The 15,633-nt window shown below is 59.0% G+C and carries 14 protein-coding genes; 9 read left to right on the top strand and 5 right to left on the bottom strand.

Annotated features, from left to right (window positions below; translation table 11 throughout):
- Nucleotides 1-128: 128 nt before the first annotated feature.
- Both EL234_RS03800 and EL234_RS03795 read left to right on the top strand, forming a co-directional pair.
- A complete protein-coding gene (locus EL234_RS03800) occupies nucleotides 129-344 on the top strand; it encodes a lipocalin family protein (protein WP_126416218.1) in 216 nt (71 codons plus the stop codon).
- A gap of 157 nt (nucleotides 345-501) precedes the next feature.
- Complete coding sequence (locus EL234_RS03795; RefSeq protein WP_126416217.1) at nucleotides 502-1,110, top strand: helix-turn-helix domain-containing protein; 609 nt, start codon at nucleotides 502-504, stop codon at nucleotides 1,108-1,110.
- Nucleotides 1,111-1,265: 155 nt separating this feature from the next.
- On the opposite strand, the gene EL234_RS03790 is transcribed toward EL234_RS03795, so the two are convergent.
- Nucleotides 1,266-3,011, bottom strand: coding sequence for a glycerol-3-phosphate dehydrogenase/oxidase (locus EL234_RS03790; RefSeq protein ID WP_126416216.1), 1,746 nt, complete (start codon nucleotides 3,009-3,011; stop codon nucleotides 1,266-1,268).
- Nucleotides 3,012-3,374: 363 nt separating this feature from the next.
- Between EL234_RS03790 and EL234_RS03785 the strand changes: the two genes are divergently transcribed.
- Together EL234_RS03785 and EL234_RS03780 are read left to right on the top strand one after the other, a co-directional pair.
- Entirely contained in the window at nucleotides 3,375-3,953 is a 579-nt protein-coding gene (locus EL234_RS03785) for a hypothetical protein (RefSeq protein ID WP_126416215.1), read from the top strand.
- Nucleotides 3,950-4,186 (top strand): hypothetical protein, encoded by a 237-nt coding sequence (locus tag EL234_RS03780; RefSeq protein WP_126416214.1) that lies wholly within the window; start codon nucleotides 3,950-3,952, stop codon nucleotides 4,184-4,186. Before EL234_RS03785 ends, EL234_RS03780 begins: the two co-directional genes overlap by 4 nt.
- Before the next feature lie 185 nt (nucleotides 4,187-4,371).
- On the opposite strand, the gene EL234_RS03775 is transcribed toward EL234_RS03780, so the two are convergent.
- Nucleotides 4,372-5,175 carry a hypothetical protein gene (locus EL234_RS03775; protein WP_126416213.1) on the bottom strand — a complete coding sequence of 268 codons (804 nt, stop codon included), beginning with the start codon at nucleotides 5,173-5,175 and terminating at the stop codon, nucleotides 4,372-4,374.
- A 177-nt stretch (nucleotides 5,176-5,352) separates the two neighbouring features.
- On the opposite strand from EL234_RS03775, the gene EL234_RS03770 reads away from it, so the two are divergent.
- Nucleotides 5,353-6,699, top strand: coding sequence for a peptidase U32 family protein (locus tag EL234_RS03770; RefSeq protein ID WP_197718483.1), 1,347 nt, complete (start codon nucleotides 5,353-5,355; stop codon nucleotides 6,697-6,699).
- A 66-nt stretch (nucleotides 6,700-6,765) separates the two neighbouring features.
- Here EL234_RS03770 and EL234_RS03765 read toward each other — a convergent pair whose 3' ends face one another.
- Both EL234_RS03765 and EL234_RS03760 read right to left on the bottom strand, forming a co-directional pair.
- Nucleotides 6,766-7,533, bottom strand: a complete 768-nt coding sequence (locus EL234_RS03765) for a CPBP family intramembrane glutamic endopeptidase (RefSeq protein WP_126416211.1) — start codon at nucleotides 7,531-7,533, stop codon at nucleotides 6,766-6,768.
- 44 nt (nucleotides 7,534-7,577) lie between these two features.
- Nucleotides 7,578-9,044, bottom strand: coding sequence for an MFS transporter (locus EL234_RS03760; RefSeq protein WP_126416210.1), 1,467 nt, complete (start codon nucleotides 9,042-9,044; stop codon nucleotides 7,578-7,580).
- A 194-nt stretch (nucleotides 9,045-9,238) separates the two neighbouring features.
- Here EL234_RS03760 and EL234_RS03755 point away from each other — a divergent pair, with 194 nt between their 5' ends.
- Nucleotides 9,239-9,676, top strand: a complete 438-nt coding sequence (locus EL234_RS03755; protein ID WP_126416209.1) for a carboxymuconolactone decarboxylase family protein — start codon at nucleotides 9,239-9,241, stop codon at nucleotides 9,674-9,676.
- Between the two features lie 42 nt (nucleotides 9,677-9,718).
- On the opposite strand, the gene EL234_RS03750 is transcribed toward EL234_RS03755, so the two are convergent.
- The gene (locus EL234_RS03750; RefSeq protein ID WP_241969083.1) at nucleotides 9,719-11,023 is read right to left on the bottom strand and encodes an AI-2E family transporter; all 1,305 of its coding nucleotides are present in this window, start codon (nucleotides 11,021-11,023) and stop codon (nucleotides 9,719-9,721) included.
- A 140-nt stretch (nucleotides 11,024-11,163) separates the two neighbouring features.
- On the opposite strand from EL234_RS03750, the gene EL234_RS03745 reads away from it, so the two are divergent.
- The 3 genes from EL234_RS03745 (at nucleotide 11,164) to EL234_RS09295 (ending at nucleotide 15,589) form a co-directional block, all read left to right on the top strand.
- Nucleotides 11,164-13,017: a BCCT family transporter gene (locus tag EL234_RS03745; protein WP_126416208.1), complete on the top strand. Its 1,854-nt coding sequence runs from the start codon at nucleotides 11,164-11,166 to the stop codon at nucleotides 13,015-13,017.
- Nucleotides 13,018-13,097: 80 nt separating this feature from the next.
- Nucleotides 13,098-14,174: an aldo/keto reductase gene (locus EL234_RS03740; protein ID WP_126416207.1), complete on the top strand. Its 1,077-nt coding sequence runs from the start codon at nucleotides 13,098-13,100 to the stop codon at nucleotides 14,172-14,174.
- A 116-nt stretch (nucleotides 14,175-14,290) separates the two neighbouring features.
- A complete protein-coding gene (locus EL234_RS09295) occupies nucleotides 14,291-15,589 on the top strand; it encodes a class I SAM-dependent methyltransferase (RefSeq protein WP_197718459.1) in 1,299 nt (432 codons plus the stop codon).
- Nucleotides 15,590-15,633 lie beyond the last annotated feature (44 nt).

Genomic DNA, 15,633 nt, shown 5'->3' with positions numbered 1-15,633 from the left:
TCGTCACTTTCAAGCGATTCCACTCGTCAATTTCAAGTGGTTTCACTCGTCACTTTCACGCAGGCTCGCTCGTCGCTTGCCGGTGCTCCGCCGTCGTCGATATCCAACTCACGTGACTGATACGCTGAATTGACGGCGCGCCCGAACAAGCGATCGGCGAAGCTACCCCGGTGGACGGCGAAGTCGGCAAGCTCAAAGTGGACTTCCTGCCCAAATTTATTCGGTGGATTCCGTTCACCAGCGGAGACTATTGGGTGCTCAAACTTGATCCTGACTACCAGATCGCGTTGGTTGGCACGCCCAACCGCGAAAACTTGTGGGTTCTTGCCGGCGACTTCTGCTAGTAGAGGCCGTCATTTCGCCGAAGAGTTGGTCGTCAACGAAGAGTAGCGGGGTAGTGCCGATTGGTGTCGTGAAAAAGCTTGGTTCATACGGCTGGCGTTGCTTAACTGGACGTATCAGCACGTCAGCAGAGTACATGAGCCGAGGAAGTGAAAGATCATGGAGATTAGCGCAAGAATCAAAGAGCTCCGCACTAAGGCGGGGCTGTCACAAACCGAGCTTGCTGAAAAGCTCTCGGTGTCACGCCAAGCGGTGTCCAAATGGGAGTCAGGGCGGGGAACCCCAGATATTGTCAATATTCAGGCGATGGCTGCACTGTTCGACGTGTCAGTCGACTATCTCCTCGGCAACATAGAGGTCTCGCCGACCCCCAAGGTCCGTGTTCCCATCGACGTCGACTCATTAACCCCGGTTCGACCAAAGGGGAAGATCCTAAAGAGAAAGACTCACGCTGCGGTGCTCGCCGCCCATCCCCGTGCCACCACGATTCACCCGCTCAACCGGACGAAGGTAAAGACGAAAGCAGAGAACTTGTTTGAATGGGTCGCTTTCCTGCTCGAGGGAACCATCTTCGGCACGTTTCAATCGATAGACGCGTTTTCGAATAGGGATGCCTATTATCTTGTGGAAGAAAAAGACCGCCAGTTCCTTGCACGCGTTTCGCGTGAGGCGGTGGAATCTCAAGAGCTTCTCCAGCCAGTCACCGGAAACACTTTCACCGTGGGCCAGAACAAATTCCAAAAACAGTTCAACCCGATTAAGGAGTGAATGGAGCTTGAGCGGCCCGCGAAAACGGTGCGGAAGGTAAAACCAAACGGAAAGTGAAACCCAAACGGGCGGGGGAGTCCAGAGAACTCCCCCGCCCGCTTCGCAGTTCGTCAGCGGCAAGGCTTCAGCAGCCCCGCCGCCGTGCACCGACTTGATTAGCCTTCGATGTCTGGTGCTACATCCACGAACTCGGTGATCGGTTCAACCTTTTCACGCACCTTCTGCGCTTCAGCCTCAGAGAAGATACCTTCAGCTTCTTCTTCCGCCTCGCAGCGAGCACGGTACTGATCAACTTCGGCCTTGCGGGTTTCCTCGTCCCAGCCCAGGATGTCACCGGCAATCGCCGCAACTTCCTCGGCGGCGGATAGGCCACGGTCCCGGAACTCGTACTGTGCGCGCGTGCGGCGTGCCAGCAGGTCTTCAAGGTGCAGGGCGCCTTCTTCCTTGACGCCGAATACGATCTCCGCACGAAGGTACGGTTCGATGCCCTTGACCGGCTGAGCGAGCTCGGGATCTTCCTTGATCATGTCAAGAATCTTCACCGTCTCCGTGCCGTAGCGATCCAGAAGGTCTTCGACCTGGTCAACCGACAGCCCAGACAGCTTTGCCAGGTTCGCCCGGTTGTCCCACATCGCGTGGTAGCCGGCCCCACCCGTCAGAGGCGTGTTCTTCGTCTGGCACTCGCGCTCGGGCAGGCGGCAGGTCTTGATCGCGAAATCGACGGCGTCTTCGGCCATCTGCCTGTAAGAGGTCAGCTTGCCGCCAGCGATCACCGTGAGACCGGGCGCTGCTTCCGTCACCGTGTGTTCACGCGAGACCTTCGTCGACTTCGACTCATCGCCGTCGAGCGTGCCGGGTTGCAGCAGCGGGCGGAGCCCCGCGAACGTGCCAATGATGTCGTCCTTCGTCAGCTTGTCACGCAGCACCGAGTTCGCCTGATCCAGGATGTATTCGATATCTTCCCGGTTGGCAACGGGCTCGAGCCGGTTTTCGTGGTAGGCCGTGTCCGTCGTGCCAATCACCCAGTAGCGCTTCCACGGAATAATGAAAAGCACGGACTTTTCAGTACGCAGGAAGATACCGACCTTGGAGCGGATCCGATCCTTCGGGATGACGATGTGAATGCCCTTTGATGCGAGCACTTTCAGGCCCCCGCCGGTTCCGGCCAGCGACTGCGACTTCTCCGTCCATACACCCGTCGCATTGATGACCGACTTGGCACGCACCTCGTAGATCGTGCCGTCTTCCAGGTCTTTCACTTTGGCCCCGCGCACGCGCCCACCTTCGTTGATTAGCTCAACAACCTGGGTTCGGTTAGCGGCAAGAGCGCCGTATTCTGCGGCAGACCGGACAAGGTTGACGACGAGGCGGGCGTCGTCGACCCGCGCGTCGTAGTACACGAGCGAACCGATGAGTGACTTCGGATCGAGCGCCGGGGCAAGTTCCAGCGAGCCCTTCTTCGAGTGATGCTTTTGGATCGGCACTGAGCCACGGTGGGCGGTTTGTGCGATGGCGTCATACATGCCGACGCCGACCGCCGAGTACGTACGTTCAATGAGGCGCATCTTGAGCGGCCACAGGAACGGCTGTGCCTTCACGAGGTGCGGCGCCGTCTTTGTGAGGAGCAAACCGCGCTCCCGCAGTGATTCGGCGACGAGCGCGAAGTTCAGCTGGTAAAGGTAGCGCAGGCCGCCGTGGACGAGCTTTGACGAGCGCGACGACGTTCCGGACGCCCAGTCTTGAGCTTCCACGATCCCGGTTTTCAGTCCGCGTGTTGCGGCGTCGAACGCTATACCAGCGCCGGTCACGCCGCCGCCGATGACGAGAATGTCTAGTTCGGCGTCGGCCATTTTCTTCAGTGACGCTTCTCGGGTTTCAGCCGAGAGTGTTGCACTGTACATGTTGTATCTCCTCGCTCCATTGGTAGGAATAACAGTGTTAATTTACGAAAGGCGCACGTTTTACAAAAGATGCGGCTTTCTTAAATCTACTACAAGACGACGGAACTTTTGGCGGCCTGCCAAACCTTCACTGCGCTGTAGGTAGGGGCGTGACCTGCCCTTTTGCCGATTTGGAGGCCTCAACGCTTAGAAGGCGGATGCCGATCGTGGGAAAACGTGCCCGCCCGCTAGTCGCGCAGAATATCCGTGCACAGAAGAAAGTCTTTCTGGAATGAGTCATAACTATTGACTGGCGCGCCTGAGGAATGTAACGTGTGCAACACCTTTACGAAATCACATTGCATATCTGTCAAGGAGGACAAAATGAAAAAGAAAATGCTACTGTGTTTGTTCGTATCATTGGGTATGTTTTTTGCCAGCACTAATGTTGTGCACGCTGCTGAATCCAACAATTTATCGGGCGTAGTAGGCTCAGATGAGAACCAGCCTACTCGATGGCAGGAGGGCAGTTTAGGTGATGACTTCCTCGTGGCCGACACAGCTCTGCAAACTCGATTTGAAGAAATAAAACCCCAAGATAGCATCCGTGAATCACATGGATTGCGTTACAGGATTAGTTCTGAAAACGGTCGCTTTGGGGAAATTCGTCCTAACCTTCATGTGGGAGCTGGGAAATTTCTTTATATTTATATGAATCCCAGTGATTTTGCAGTCTTTGCAGGCGGTGCTTTGGGTGCCAGCGGTTATGGCTTGTGTGCTCTCCTCGCTCCGTCGGGTGTGGGAGCAGCTGCGTGCGCAGTAATTGTAGGGGCGATCTACAGCTATCTAGCTTACGAGGCGAGTCCAAGTGCTGGACAATGCGGCGAATTGAAACTCATCTGGGGAGCTTTCACGCCTGCAGGATATAAGATAATTAACCGGCCTTGTAGTGAGCTGAAGTGATCATGTTTCGCGAGAGACGTTTTTGGCGCAAGTACCGCTTCTGGCTGAACACCTCAGGTCTTTTTGCTGCGATGTGTCTGGGAGCGGTACTGGGAATTCTCATCGCCGATGCAGACTTGCATAAGGGATATTTCATCATCCCAGTACTCATCTCTGTTCTCTGCCTGATCGTGGGACTCGTAGTCAAGGCAAAAAATGAGCAGGCCGATAAAGTACTGATAGACAATGGGTAAAGCCATGATCCGCATTCGGCATCGTATGAGCATCCTTGCTGAGGTTACGAAATAACCCGACCTCGGACGCCTCGAAGCCAATTGGGTTGCTGTGGTAGCAGGAACGCGCCAAGGGCGCCCCGCGCACCGCGCCAACGCCGGTGAGGCCCGCGCCGGCGCGCTGCCACAGCAACCCGAGTCTGCCGTTAGTTCTCGAACATCTTGTCGCAGGCCTCGACGTCGCCGTTAATGCACTTGTCCCATAGTTCTTCGTCAAAACCAGGAATGTAGTTGCCGGGATCATCGCCGCCAAAGCCATTTTTAATGAACTGGCAGGTGCCGAATTGTTCTTCTGCTTCGGTGTTGCCGCAGGTGCTTGCGAACTTGGAATCCTCTGAACCGTACGGGGCGACGATGAACAGCTGGTCGCAAGCAACCCAGTCGCCGGCTCCACACTTATCGCGTAGTTCCTTCGGGTCGCCGAAAGGATTCGTAGTTGGGTAGGGATTCGGGCCATCGGTCGGCAGTGGACCAACCGTTGGCAGCGGGCCAACTGTTGGCTGCGGACCATCGGTCGGTAGCGGCTGGCCGGTTTGATGCGTTCCTGTGGGCGACGGATCCGGATCATCCTTCCCACCGATCGTACCGGTTGCGAACAGAATGCCAACGACGATCGCGGCCACCACGATGATCGCAATAATGACGATCGCCGCGGTGGGCACCTTCTTCTTAGGCGGCTGACCATACGGGCCCGGATAGCCTGGCTGCCCGTAGCCCTGTTGCGGATATCCCTGCGGTGGGTAACCCTGTTGCTGGTAGCCTGGCTGCCCGTAGGGTGCCTGACCCTGTGGCGGGTAACCTTGCCCCTGTTGGCCGGGCTGGCCGTAAGGATTCTGGCCTTGCGGCGGATAGCTTTGCGGCGGATAACCGCCTTGCCCGCCTTGGGGTTGTGGCGCTGAGCCGCCACCGTTTCCCGGACCGTACGGGTTGTTGTTCGTGCCGTCGCTCATGGTTATCCTCCACTCGGAAAGACCACAGTGCATGTGGATAGCGTGGTTCCACTACGAGTCTAATTCGCTGTTGAGTTCAGCCCAAACTTGTCCACGAGTCGTCTTAACATGTGGCCATATCTGAAGCCGCCATCACTTCTCAACCGCCGTGCACCACCGCGTACAATACCCTTCGTGATGGAAAGATTTGCTGGCGTGCGGCGTCGTCAAAAACCGGAAGTGCTCGCTCCCGCGGGAAGCCTGGACACTCTCAAGACGGCTGTCGATTTTGGTGCCGACGCCGTCTACTTCGGCGGGCAGGCATTCGGCATGCGGACTGCGCCGAAGAACTTTTCTCTTGACCAGATCGAAGAAGCGAAGAACTACGCTCACGCCCGCGGGGCTCGCGTGTTCGTCACGTGCAATATTTTGCCGTCGTCGCAGGATGTAGCCGAGATGAACCGCTACATGGGCCAACTGGGTGACATCGGGGTGGATGCGCTCATCGTCTCCGATATTGGTGTACTCATGGCTGCCCGGCAAGTGGCGCCGAACGCGGAAATCCACATCTCCACGCAAGCAGGGGTGACGAACTATCAGGCAGCCAACGCGCTCGCCCAGCTGGGCGCAAGCCGCGTGGTGCTCGCCCGCGAACTCACCCTCACCGACATTCGCGAGCTGCGCGCCAACGTTCCCGCAGATCTGGAGATCGAAGCTTTCGTACACGGCTCCATGTGCATGGCGTTCTCGGGCCGGTGTCTGATTTCGCAGCACACCGTGGGCCGGGACGCCAACCAGGGCGATTGCTCGCAGCCGTGCCGGTACAAGTATCACGTGGTGGAACAGCGCCGCCCAAACGAGTTCATCCCCGTAGAAATCACCGACCAGGGCACGTTCCTGTTCAATTCGCACGACATGAACACAGTCGAGCACGTAGCCGACATCCTCGACGCCGGCGTCACCAGCCTCAAAATCGAGGGTCGCGCGAAGAGCGCCTACTATGTGGCCGCAATGACGAACGCCTACAAGACCGCCGTCAACGAGTACATGGTCCAGCGCGGGTTTGAAGACGACGCCGGAGCCCAGCTCGTACCGTTCCACGATCAGGTACACGTGCCGGCAGGCGATCAGGCTCGCCCGGCTACCGAGGTTACGTTCCCCGTGTGGCTCGCAGACGAACCGTACAAGGTCACCCACCGCGCGTACTCCACAGGTTTTTACTATCCCGAATCGCCGGCAGGCGAGGAGACCAAAGTGGGCGGCTATATCAACGACTGGCTGCTGGTCGGCGTCGTGGATCAGCAAGACCCCGACGGCCGGCTCTACCTCCACGCCAAAAACAAAATATTGCCCGGCATGGACATCGAGTTTTTATTCCCTGGGCAGGCGCCCGTCACGTTCACGGTTCCAAGCGAGGGAATTCTCGACGACGCCGGAGCGCCCGTGAGCGAGATCAACCATCCGGCACGCGTGTTCTCGCTACCGTGCGAGCACAAGATCCCGGCCGGTGCGATGATCCGTGCGCGTAACCCGCGCGGCAGGTAGGTCGGCACATATCCGCTGTCGCTTCGGCGCACGGCGTCGTTTCGGCACCTAGAGGTGACGGCGAACTTAGAGATGGAAAGCAGCCGCGGCCGCGAGCGCGCCGAACCCGTTGAATGCGCAGTGCAGGCCGAGCGGGGCGAGCACCGAGCCGGTACGGTGCCGCAGCCAGGTGAATGCGAGTCCGGCCAGCGATGTCGCTAACACGGCGAGCCCGATGCCGGCGAGTTGAGCGAATGTGCCAGATCCAAGGATGGCGGTGAGTCCTTGGTTGCCGGCGGTCAGGCCGAACGACGACGTCACGTGCCATAACCCAAACAGGCCGGACCCAACGAGGACGGCGGCTTTGATTCCGCCAAGTTCCTGTAGGGAGCTGTGGAGCACGCCGCGGAATGCGAGCTCTTCGGGAAGTGCTGTTTGTAGCGGGATGATGACGAAGGCGCTCAACAGGGCGGTACGAACTGAAGAGAATCCTTCGTCTAAGAACAGCGGCCGGGTGAGCGGAATGAGCAGGCCGATCGTCACGCCCAGCAGTACGAGTATGGAAGCGACGGCTCCATACCACAGTCCCTTTTTCAGCGTTTCGCGGGACAGCCCGATGTCGTGCCAGGTCATGCCCATGCGCCGTGCCACGAACACGAGCACGCCAACTCCGAGCGGCACGGTAAAAAACCAGCTGGACAGCGGGGTCAGTTTGGACACCAAGTTAAGGGCAAGCAACAGCCCCACAACGACGAGGACGACGCGCCGCCGCCCACCGCGCTTTGGCTCACACGGCACGCCACGTTTTGCTTCACGTTGCACGCTACGCCGTACACCTACCACTTCAACTGCCATCGGCTACAACTGTAAACCGTCTGCGGCCGAAAAGGTAGGGCAATTTACGAGTCCGTGGAAAACTGCTGTTTGCGCGATGGAATGAGAAACCAGATCGCGATGATTGCGATGATCGCGCCGACCAGCAGGGTCGATAGCGAGATCGTTCCTGCCTCACGAACGGCCACGTTCGACTGTTCGCCCGTGTACTCGATAATCCGGCCCACGATCTCCGAACCGCTACCGCGCTGGGAGAACATGGTGAACACCGTGGACGCGATCGCAAGGCCGATGGCCGAGCCGAGCGAGGAGGCCATCTTCAAAATACCCGAGCCCGCACCAACGATATCTTGGGGGAGCGAGTTGAGGGCGGCGGTCGTCGTCGGGGTAGCAAACAGTGCCAAACCAACGCCGTACAGCGAGAACGCAATGATCGCAACAACGACGTACTGTTCAACCATCAAGTTGGTGAACATGAGCATGAGAACCGAGATCGCCACAAGTATAGCGCCGGTCAGCATCGGAATGCGGAAGCCGAGCGTTTTCATCATGCGTTCACCCGTGGTGATGAAGGCGAGCACGCAGATCGCGTAGCCGATCGTCAAGTAGGATGCCCGAGTGGCGTCGTAACCCTGGCCGGAGCCTTGCATCACCCACAGGGCGATCGTGATCATGCCGGCTGTCGTCGTGATCAAGAAGTTAGCCACGATGGCGCCGGTGAACGTACGATTCTTGAACACTGCAAAGTTGATGAGCGGATCGGCGGCGGTACGCCCGTTGTGAATGAACACGATCAGAGCGACGACGAGCACCGCGGCAAGCCCGATGGTGGCAGGCGACGTCCAACCCAAGCTTGGACCTTGGGTGATGAACAGTTGTAGGGACAGCATGGCCACGGCAAGAGAAAGAATGCCGACGACGTCGAGTTTCTTGCCCGAGTTGGCAAGCGGTGCGACGTCGGGAGTGTTGCGCAACATGAGGATGGCCAACACAGAGAAGACGGCAGAGATCGCGAAAATACCGCGCCACGTGAGCGGGCTGCCCGCGATGAGGCCGCCCACGATCGACGACAGCGCCATACCGCCGAACGTACCCATCGACACGTAGGAAATCGCACGTGCCCGCTTGTCTCCATGCCAGTAGGAATTCACGAGCGCGAGCGCCGCCGGAGTGATCGCACCACCGGCGAGCCCATGCAGGACGCGGCCGAGGAGAACCATCCAGCCGCCAAGCGCGCCGGCTGCGAACACCATGAGCAAACAGCCAATAATGTTGAGAACCGAGCCCAGGCGAAGCATCTTGAGACGCCCGTGGGAATCGCCAAGCGAACCCCACATGACGATCAACATGCCGCACACGAGCGAGCCCATGGATACGGCGAGATTGGTCAGGCCTGGGGCCATGCCGAGATCATTGCCAACCGTGAGCCCAACGTTGAGCATCGATTGACCGAAAAGCCAAAATGTGAGAACTGCGAGAACAAGAGCGAGCAGGTCTGACTTAGTGCCTTGATAGTCCTTTACATCAGACATACGAGTTCCAATCAAGTGAGTGTGCCAGATAACATTTCTATTTTGTCATATCTGCCAGCGTTTTTGGCCGGTTTTCAAGTTGTTGCCAGTGTTTACCGGCGGATCTGCGGGCGTTTCAAGTCGGATCTGACTGTGCTTGAAGCCGGAGCTGCCACGGCCTGCCCGGCTCGATAGGATGAGGGCGGGTGATAAAAGTGACGCGTTTTAACATCAGTAAAAAGTTCCCCGAACTGCAAAAGCCACTCAATAAGGCGGCGATGGAATCAGCGAAAGTAAGCCGTGCCAATGGGATCTCCGACGAGCTACGCGAGCTGATCAACGTACGGGTTTCGCAGATTAACGGTTGCGTGGCCTGCTTACGCTCGCACGTTCCCGCACTTCGTGAGGCCGGCATGGCCGACGAGCTCATCGATCTGATTCCGGCGTGGCGCGACGTCGAAGCCCCGTTCACGCCCGAGCAACGGGTTGCGTTAGGGCTGGCTGAAGCATTCACAATCATGGATCATGCCACGGATCGCGACATGATCATCGACGAAGCCCGCGACTATTTCACCGACGACCAAATCGCTGCGATTGAGTGGACGACGATCCTCATCAACGCGTTCAACCGGATTTCGATAGCCAACGGCTAGCCGCGGCCAACTGGCGACGCCGCTTGGTCGCCGTCGGGAAAACTAGTCGTCCTCGGGAAGCACGCGTTCTTTAGGCACGTAAGGAATCTCGGTGAGTGGTTCTTCTGGCTCGTTGAGCGTGCGGAAAACCGCCCAGCAAATCGCCATGATCGGAATGGTGATGACCGCGCCGATGAGCCCGCCAGCAAAACCACCTGCGGCCACGCCCACCGCGATGACCACAGGGTGTAGCGAGACCTGTTTGCCCATGACGAGCGGCTGGAACAGATCGCCCTCGAGCTGGCCGATGATAGCGATACCGGCGCCGACGATCAGGCAGTCAACGATTCCACCGGAGGCCAGTGCCACGACCATCGCCACCACCATCGCGGCAGGCGCACCCACCAGCGGAATGAACGTACCAATGAGCACGAGCACCGCCAGGGGAGCAGCAAGCGGAACGCCTACGATCGTGAGGAAAATAAACGACAGCACGCCATTGATGAGCGAGATAATCACCGTGCCACGCGAATAGCCAGAAAATGCTGTCCACGCAGCAAACGCACCAAGGTTGAAACGCTCGCGATTACGCGCTGGCAGTAGGTTGAGCACCCACAGCCACATTTTCGGACCCTGCGCAAGCAGCACCGCTGCTATGAACAGTGCGAGAGCTAGAACGGTGACGATGACGGCGAACTGGCCGGCGTTCGTTGCCACAGTCGACGCGATCGTACCCGCGTTACTTTGCACCCATTGCGTGCCAGCCTGGACGGCGTTCGACACCGCCGAATTGATCTCCTCGCGGGTCAGCTCAATCGGAAGCGGGCCGTCGGTGAGGAATGCGAGAATACTTTCCACACCCTCTTCGAACTGGCCTGCCAGCGCATTCCACTCGTTCGCCACCGAGTAGACCACGTAGGTGAGCATGCCGCCGAACACTAAAAAGCCGAAAACCAAAGCCAGCGCGGTTGATAGTGCGCGCGGCATGTATCGGCTTAGCCAATCCACCATCGGGTGCAACACGGAGGTCAACACGAAGCCGAGGAACACGGCCAGGAACACTTCGGTCACGGCAGACAGCGCCGTCGTGATCCCGATCAGTGCGATCGCCATTCCGATGAGCATCCACGCGCCCAGCCCGTATTTTGCTAGCCAGTGCGGGATTCCAAGCGCATGCACACGAGCATTCGGCGGTGCCACCATGCCACCCCACGTGCCACGCTCTTTATCTTGGGCGATCGCCTCCACGTCCGCCGTCGTAATCCTGCGAATACCAGCTTTCTCACGATCCCGCTCAGCCTGCCGCTTAGCTAGCAGGGCGTCGTCGTCGCGTGTAGTGCTTCGCCGAAATCTCGCAAATATTCCCATAATGAAACAGCCTACAGTAACCTTTTATCATGAAGGCAAAGAATCCGTGCGCTTTTAAAACGAATGTGAGATTATAAGGAAATCCGCCGAAAAAACAGCCCTTAACTGGAATATTTTTAAATTTCGCGAAGACTGGCCTTATGGCTGACAAAAGTGACCTTGCAGAACCAACGTCCGACACGAAAGCTACAGGGGGAGATAAGTCACCGGCGATCAGCGAACCTTTAGACGCGACGTCGTCGGCTACGTCAGAGCTTGCCGCACTGCTCGCCGAAGAGCAATCCATTAACGCAGCAGACCTCGTTGAAGAACCAATCGAACTTGCAGCAGAGACCGACGATAAGCGGATTTCGTGGGCCGTTGTACTTCCGGCTCTCGCACTTATTTTGGCTGTTGCCGTGTGGGGCCTAGGGTGGCCAGACCAGTTCGAAACCGCCGCGAACTACGCCTTCGGCTGGGTGCTCACCAACTTTGGCTGGTCGTTCGTGCTGCTATCCACCGTGTTCGTGGTGTTTATGATCATCATCGCGGCCTCCAAGTTCGGCAAAATTAAACTTGGCAGTCCAGACGAAGCGCCCGAGTTTTCCACTGGATCGTGGATTTCCATGATGTTCGCAGCCGGCATGGGAATCGGCCTCATGTTCTACGGCGCCTCCGAACCTCTGGCGTTCTATCGCGAGGGCGTGCCCGGCCACGAACCCGGAGAAGTGGGCACCGCGATGGCCCAAGCCATGTTCCACTGGACGTTACACCCGTGGGCGATGTACGCCATTGTTGGCCTAGCAATTGGTTATTCCACCTACCGGCTCGGCCGCCGTCAACTCATTTCGTCCGCGTTCACCCCGCTCATTGGCGAAAAACGCGCGAACGGGCTGCTCGGCAAAATGATCGATTCGCTGTCTATTTTTGCCACCGTGTTCGGAACCGCCTGTTCGCTCGGCCTTGGCGCACTACAAATCCGCGCAGGTCTGGAAGCCTCCGGGCTGGTGAAGAATCCCGGTAACGGAATGATCTTGGGCATCGTGCTCGTGCTCACGCTAGCCTTCTTGATCTCTGCGATGTCCGGTGTTGGCCGCGGCATTCGCTACCTGTCGAACTTCAACATGGCGATTGCGGCACTGCTCGCGATCGTCGTGTTCATTTTCGGCCCCACGATCGCACAGCTCAACATCCTGCCCGAAGCGATTGGCACGTATGCAGCGAACTTCTTCGAAATGGCCGGGCGTACGGCCGCCTCAGCAAACGGCACGGCAGGCGTGTGGCTGTCTGGCTGGACGATCTTCTACTGGGCATGGTGGGTGTCATGGTCGCCATTCGTGGGTATGTTCATCGCCCGTATTTCGCGTGGCCGTACGATCCGCGAGTTCACGCTCGGAGTGATGCTGATCCCGTCGGGGCTCTCGCTCGTGTGGTTCACCATTTTCGGTGGCACCGCGATCCGCATGGAGCACAGCGGGAATTCGATTTACGGTGATGGCAGTACTGAATCGCAATTGTTCAACCTGCTCCACCAGCTCCCGGCCGGTTTGTTCTTCAGTATTTTCGCGGTGATCTTGCTGGGCACGTTCTTTATTACGTCTGCCGATTCAGCTTCTACCGTGATGGGCTCAATTTCGCAGGGTGGGCGCGCTACAGCATCCCCGTGGCTGACCGGCATGTGGGGCGTGCTCACGGCAGCGATCGGCCTTACCCTGCTGATTTCAGGAGGCGACCGCGCACTGTCCAACATCCAAAACGTGACGATCGTGGCGGCCACGCCCTTCCTTTTCATTATCGGAGCGCTCATGTTCGCAATCGTGCGGGATTTGCGTAACGACGTCGTCTACCTCGACCAACGCGAACAAGAAGCGTTCAGCCGCCAACTGGCTATCGAACGCAGGCATCGCCGAGAACGAGAAGAACGACGACGACGGCGCGAGGTCCGTTCCCGAGGCCGCAAACGCGGTGGGCGAGCGGGGCACCATAAGCGTGCAGCGGGCGCCGAACAACGGTGATGGCCGGCGTTGAAAGCCGGGCTGAACGTCGCAAGCCGAGCCGAACGTCGTCGGCGAGCTATCCGTGAAACAATGAGGGTATGAAACCTCAGAACTTCCAGCCCTCGGATGATTTTTGGACGCCCGCGGCCTCCCGTTACGACGACGTGCCGATCGTCCCCTGCGGGAACTCCGGCCTGCACCTGCCACGAATTGCGCTTGGCCTGTGGCACAACTTCGGTGATGACCGCCCGTTCCAAACCCAGCGGGATATCGTGCGCTACGCCTTCGACCGCGGCGTGATCCACTTCGACTTGGCGAACAACTATGGGCCGCCTGCAGGCTCTGCCGAGGAGAACTTCGGGCGAATCATTGCCAAGGATCTGCGCCCGTATCGTCATGAGATCGTGATTTCCACGAAAGCGGGCTGGAACATGTGGCGCGGGCCGATGGGCTTCGGCGGTTCACGAAACTATCTGTTGACTTCGCTCGACGAATCACTGGCTCGCATGGGCGTCGACTACGTGGACATTTTCTATCACCATCGGCCAGACCCCGACGTCCCACTTGCCGAAACGATGCTTGCTCTGCACGACGCCGTCCGCTCCGGCAAGGCGCGGTACGCTGGGATTTCGTCGTACTCGGCCAGTGCCACGAAGGAGGCTCAGGCGATCATGCGCGAGCTGGGCACGCCACTGGTGATTCACCAGCCGTCGTATTCGATGCTCAACCGGTGGGTGGAAGACGGCGAACCGTCGCTGCTTGACTCGGCTGCAGCCGAGGGCATGGGCGTGATCGCGTTTTCGCCGCTCGCGCAGGGCATGCTCACCGACAAGTATTTAAACGGCGTGCCCGAGGGATCACGCCTCGACCAGGGCAAAGTCACGCGCGACTATTTCACCGACGAGGTGCTCGGGCACGTGCGGGCGCTCAACGAGATTGCTGCTGGCCGCGGGCAGACCCTAGCGCAGATGGCGATCGCGTGGATTTTGCGCGACCAGGGAGAGCGGACCGTGACGACCGCGCTGGTGGGAGCCTCGTCGGTTGACCAGCTCGCCGACTCGCTCGGAGCCGTGGAGAACACCGAGTTTTCAGCTGAGGAGCTAGCGCAGATCGACGAACACGCCGTCGACTCTGGTATTAACAGCTGGTGGGGTGCCACCCAGTCGCGGGCGTAAAACAGGCTCGGGCAAAGACGCGCAAGCTCGGGCAAAACGCATGTGATCATAAACGCGCGTGTGGACAAAGAAGCGTGCGTGGACAAAGGCACACGTGGGGTTAAACAGGAGGCTCCGTGAATATTTCAACCTTGGACCAGTTAATTTTGGACGTCGCACGACACGAGGTGCCCCGGCCCGCGCGGGTGGCTATCATCGACGACCCACACGGTGCGTTGCTAAGGTCCGTGCTGTCGTGGGATGGCGTCGACGCCGTGTTGGTCGGCTCGCGAACCATCGACCAGGCGCGGGCTGCGCGGCAGATCGCCGACCAGGCCGGTGCTGACAATGTGCGTGTGGCGGGTGTTGACGGGCCGCTACGCCTCGGAGATTTCTTCGCTGAGACGCTTGCGGGTGAGCGCGCCGGGGCGAACGCCGGCAATCCTGCTGGTAGTGAGCTCGGCGAGACCGCAAGTAGTGAGCTCGGCGAACCTGCCGACAGCGCACCAGGCATTGACCTGGCCCTTGGCCATACTCCAAAGTCCCTCGAGGAGGTGGCCTATCTTGCCGCCGCGGTGGCTGGTGCCGCCGCAAGCCGAACCCCGAGCGGTGAGACTACCGGCGCTTCCGAGCCGGATCAGTCTGCCGTCCTCGTACTCGGCGCGAACAACAAACACATGGATCGTGGTCATAACGCCACGCTTGCCGAGTACTTTTCTGACGTGCGGGCGAGCAGGGGCCGTGGCAAGTTCCGCGCACTCGTCGCGGGCGGTAAACCGACCGGCCGCACCTATGCTCCCGCTGTCGGAAACGCTGACGCCGGTCCGATCTTTGGCGTAGGTGGAGTGTTTAGCGGCGCTACCGAAGATCATGGCGGGCGGCTGCTCGTCGATGCAGCACTGCCTGAACTTGAGGCCGCAGTACGCGACCATCGGGCAGCGAGTAATCCGTGGGATTCTTGGGAACGGCCGGAGGACTCGGCGTTGGGAAATTCAGGCTTGAGTGCTTTCAACGTCGTCGATCTCGGTTGCGGTAACGGCTCGGTAGCGCTCGCGGTGCTCGATGCGTTGCCAGCCGCTCACGTGTTGGCCACCGATTCACATGCGGATGCCGTGGTATCGGCGTCGTTGACCTTGCGTGAGTTTGTGGATGCTGGGCGTGCTCGGGTGACGTGGGACGATGCGGCCGGCCAAGAACCGGAAGCGAGCGCGCACGCAGTTCTGCTGAATCCGCCCTTCCATGCGGGCAATGCTATTGATGCCACGTTGGTGCACGGTCTGCTGGATGCCGCGCGGCGACTCCTCGCGCCCGGCGGCCTGCTTTTCATGGTGCACAACAACCATCTGCGCTACCGGCCAGAGGTGGAGGCGCGCTTCGCCAACGTCGAGCAAGTGGCCCGCAACCCGAAGTTCACGGTGTTGCGTGCCCAGGCCTAGCCGCCGCCTCTGCGTTATTGCTATATAAGCAGAAATGGAGAGGT

Origin of the sequence: Trueperella bialowiezensis, from assembly GCF_900637955.1 — a bacterium.
Lineage (GTDB): Bacteria > Actinomycetota > Actinomycetes > Actinomycetales > Actinomycetaceae > Trueperella > Trueperella bialowiezensis.
The sequence above is the reverse complement of the archived record's forward strand: the minus strand, read 5'-3'. Positions and strand labels throughout refer to the sequence as shown.

Bases quoted from the DNA above. Each gene is read 5' to 3' on its own strand.
- EL234_RS03750 (WP_241969083.1), bottom strand. From the start codon at position 11,023: ATGGGAATATTTGCGAGATTTCGGCGAAGCACTACACGCGACGACGAC.
- EL234_RS03760 (WP_126416210.1), bottom strand. From the start codon at position 9,044: ATGTCTGATGTAAAGGACTATCAAGGCACTAAGTCAGACCTGCTCGCT.
- EL234_RS03740 (WP_126416207.1), top strand. From the start codon at position 13,098: ATGAAACCTCAGAACTTCCAGCCCTCGGATGATTTTTGGACGCCCGCG.
- EL234_RS03795 (WP_126416217.1), top strand. From the start codon at position 502: ATGGAGATTAGCGCAAGAATCAAAGAGCTCCGCACTAAGGCGGGGCTG.
- EL234_RS03785 (WP_126416215.1), top strand. From the start codon at position 3,375: ATGAAAAAGAAAATGCTACTGTGTTTGTTCGTATCATTGGGTATGTTT.
- EL234_RS03775 (WP_126416213.1), bottom strand. From the start codon at position 5,175: ATGAGCGACGGCACGAACAACAACCCGTACGGTCCGGGAAACGGTGGC.
- EL234_RS03765 (WP_126416211.1), bottom strand. From the start codon at position 7,533: ATGGCAGTTGAAGTGGTAGGTGTACGGCGTAGCGTGCAACGTGAAGCA.
- EL234_RS03790 (WP_126416216.1), bottom strand. From the start codon at position 3,011: ATGTACAGTGCAACACTCTCGGCTGAAACCCGAGAAGCGTCACTGAAG.
- EL234_RS03745 (WP_126416208.1), top strand. From the start codon at position 11,164: ATGGCTGACAAAAGTGACCTTGCAGAACCAACGTCCGACACGAAAGCT.
- EL234_RS03770 (WP_197718483.1), top strand. From the start codon at position 5,353: ATGGAAAGATTTGCTGGCGTGCGGCGTCGTCAAAAACCGGAAGTGCTC.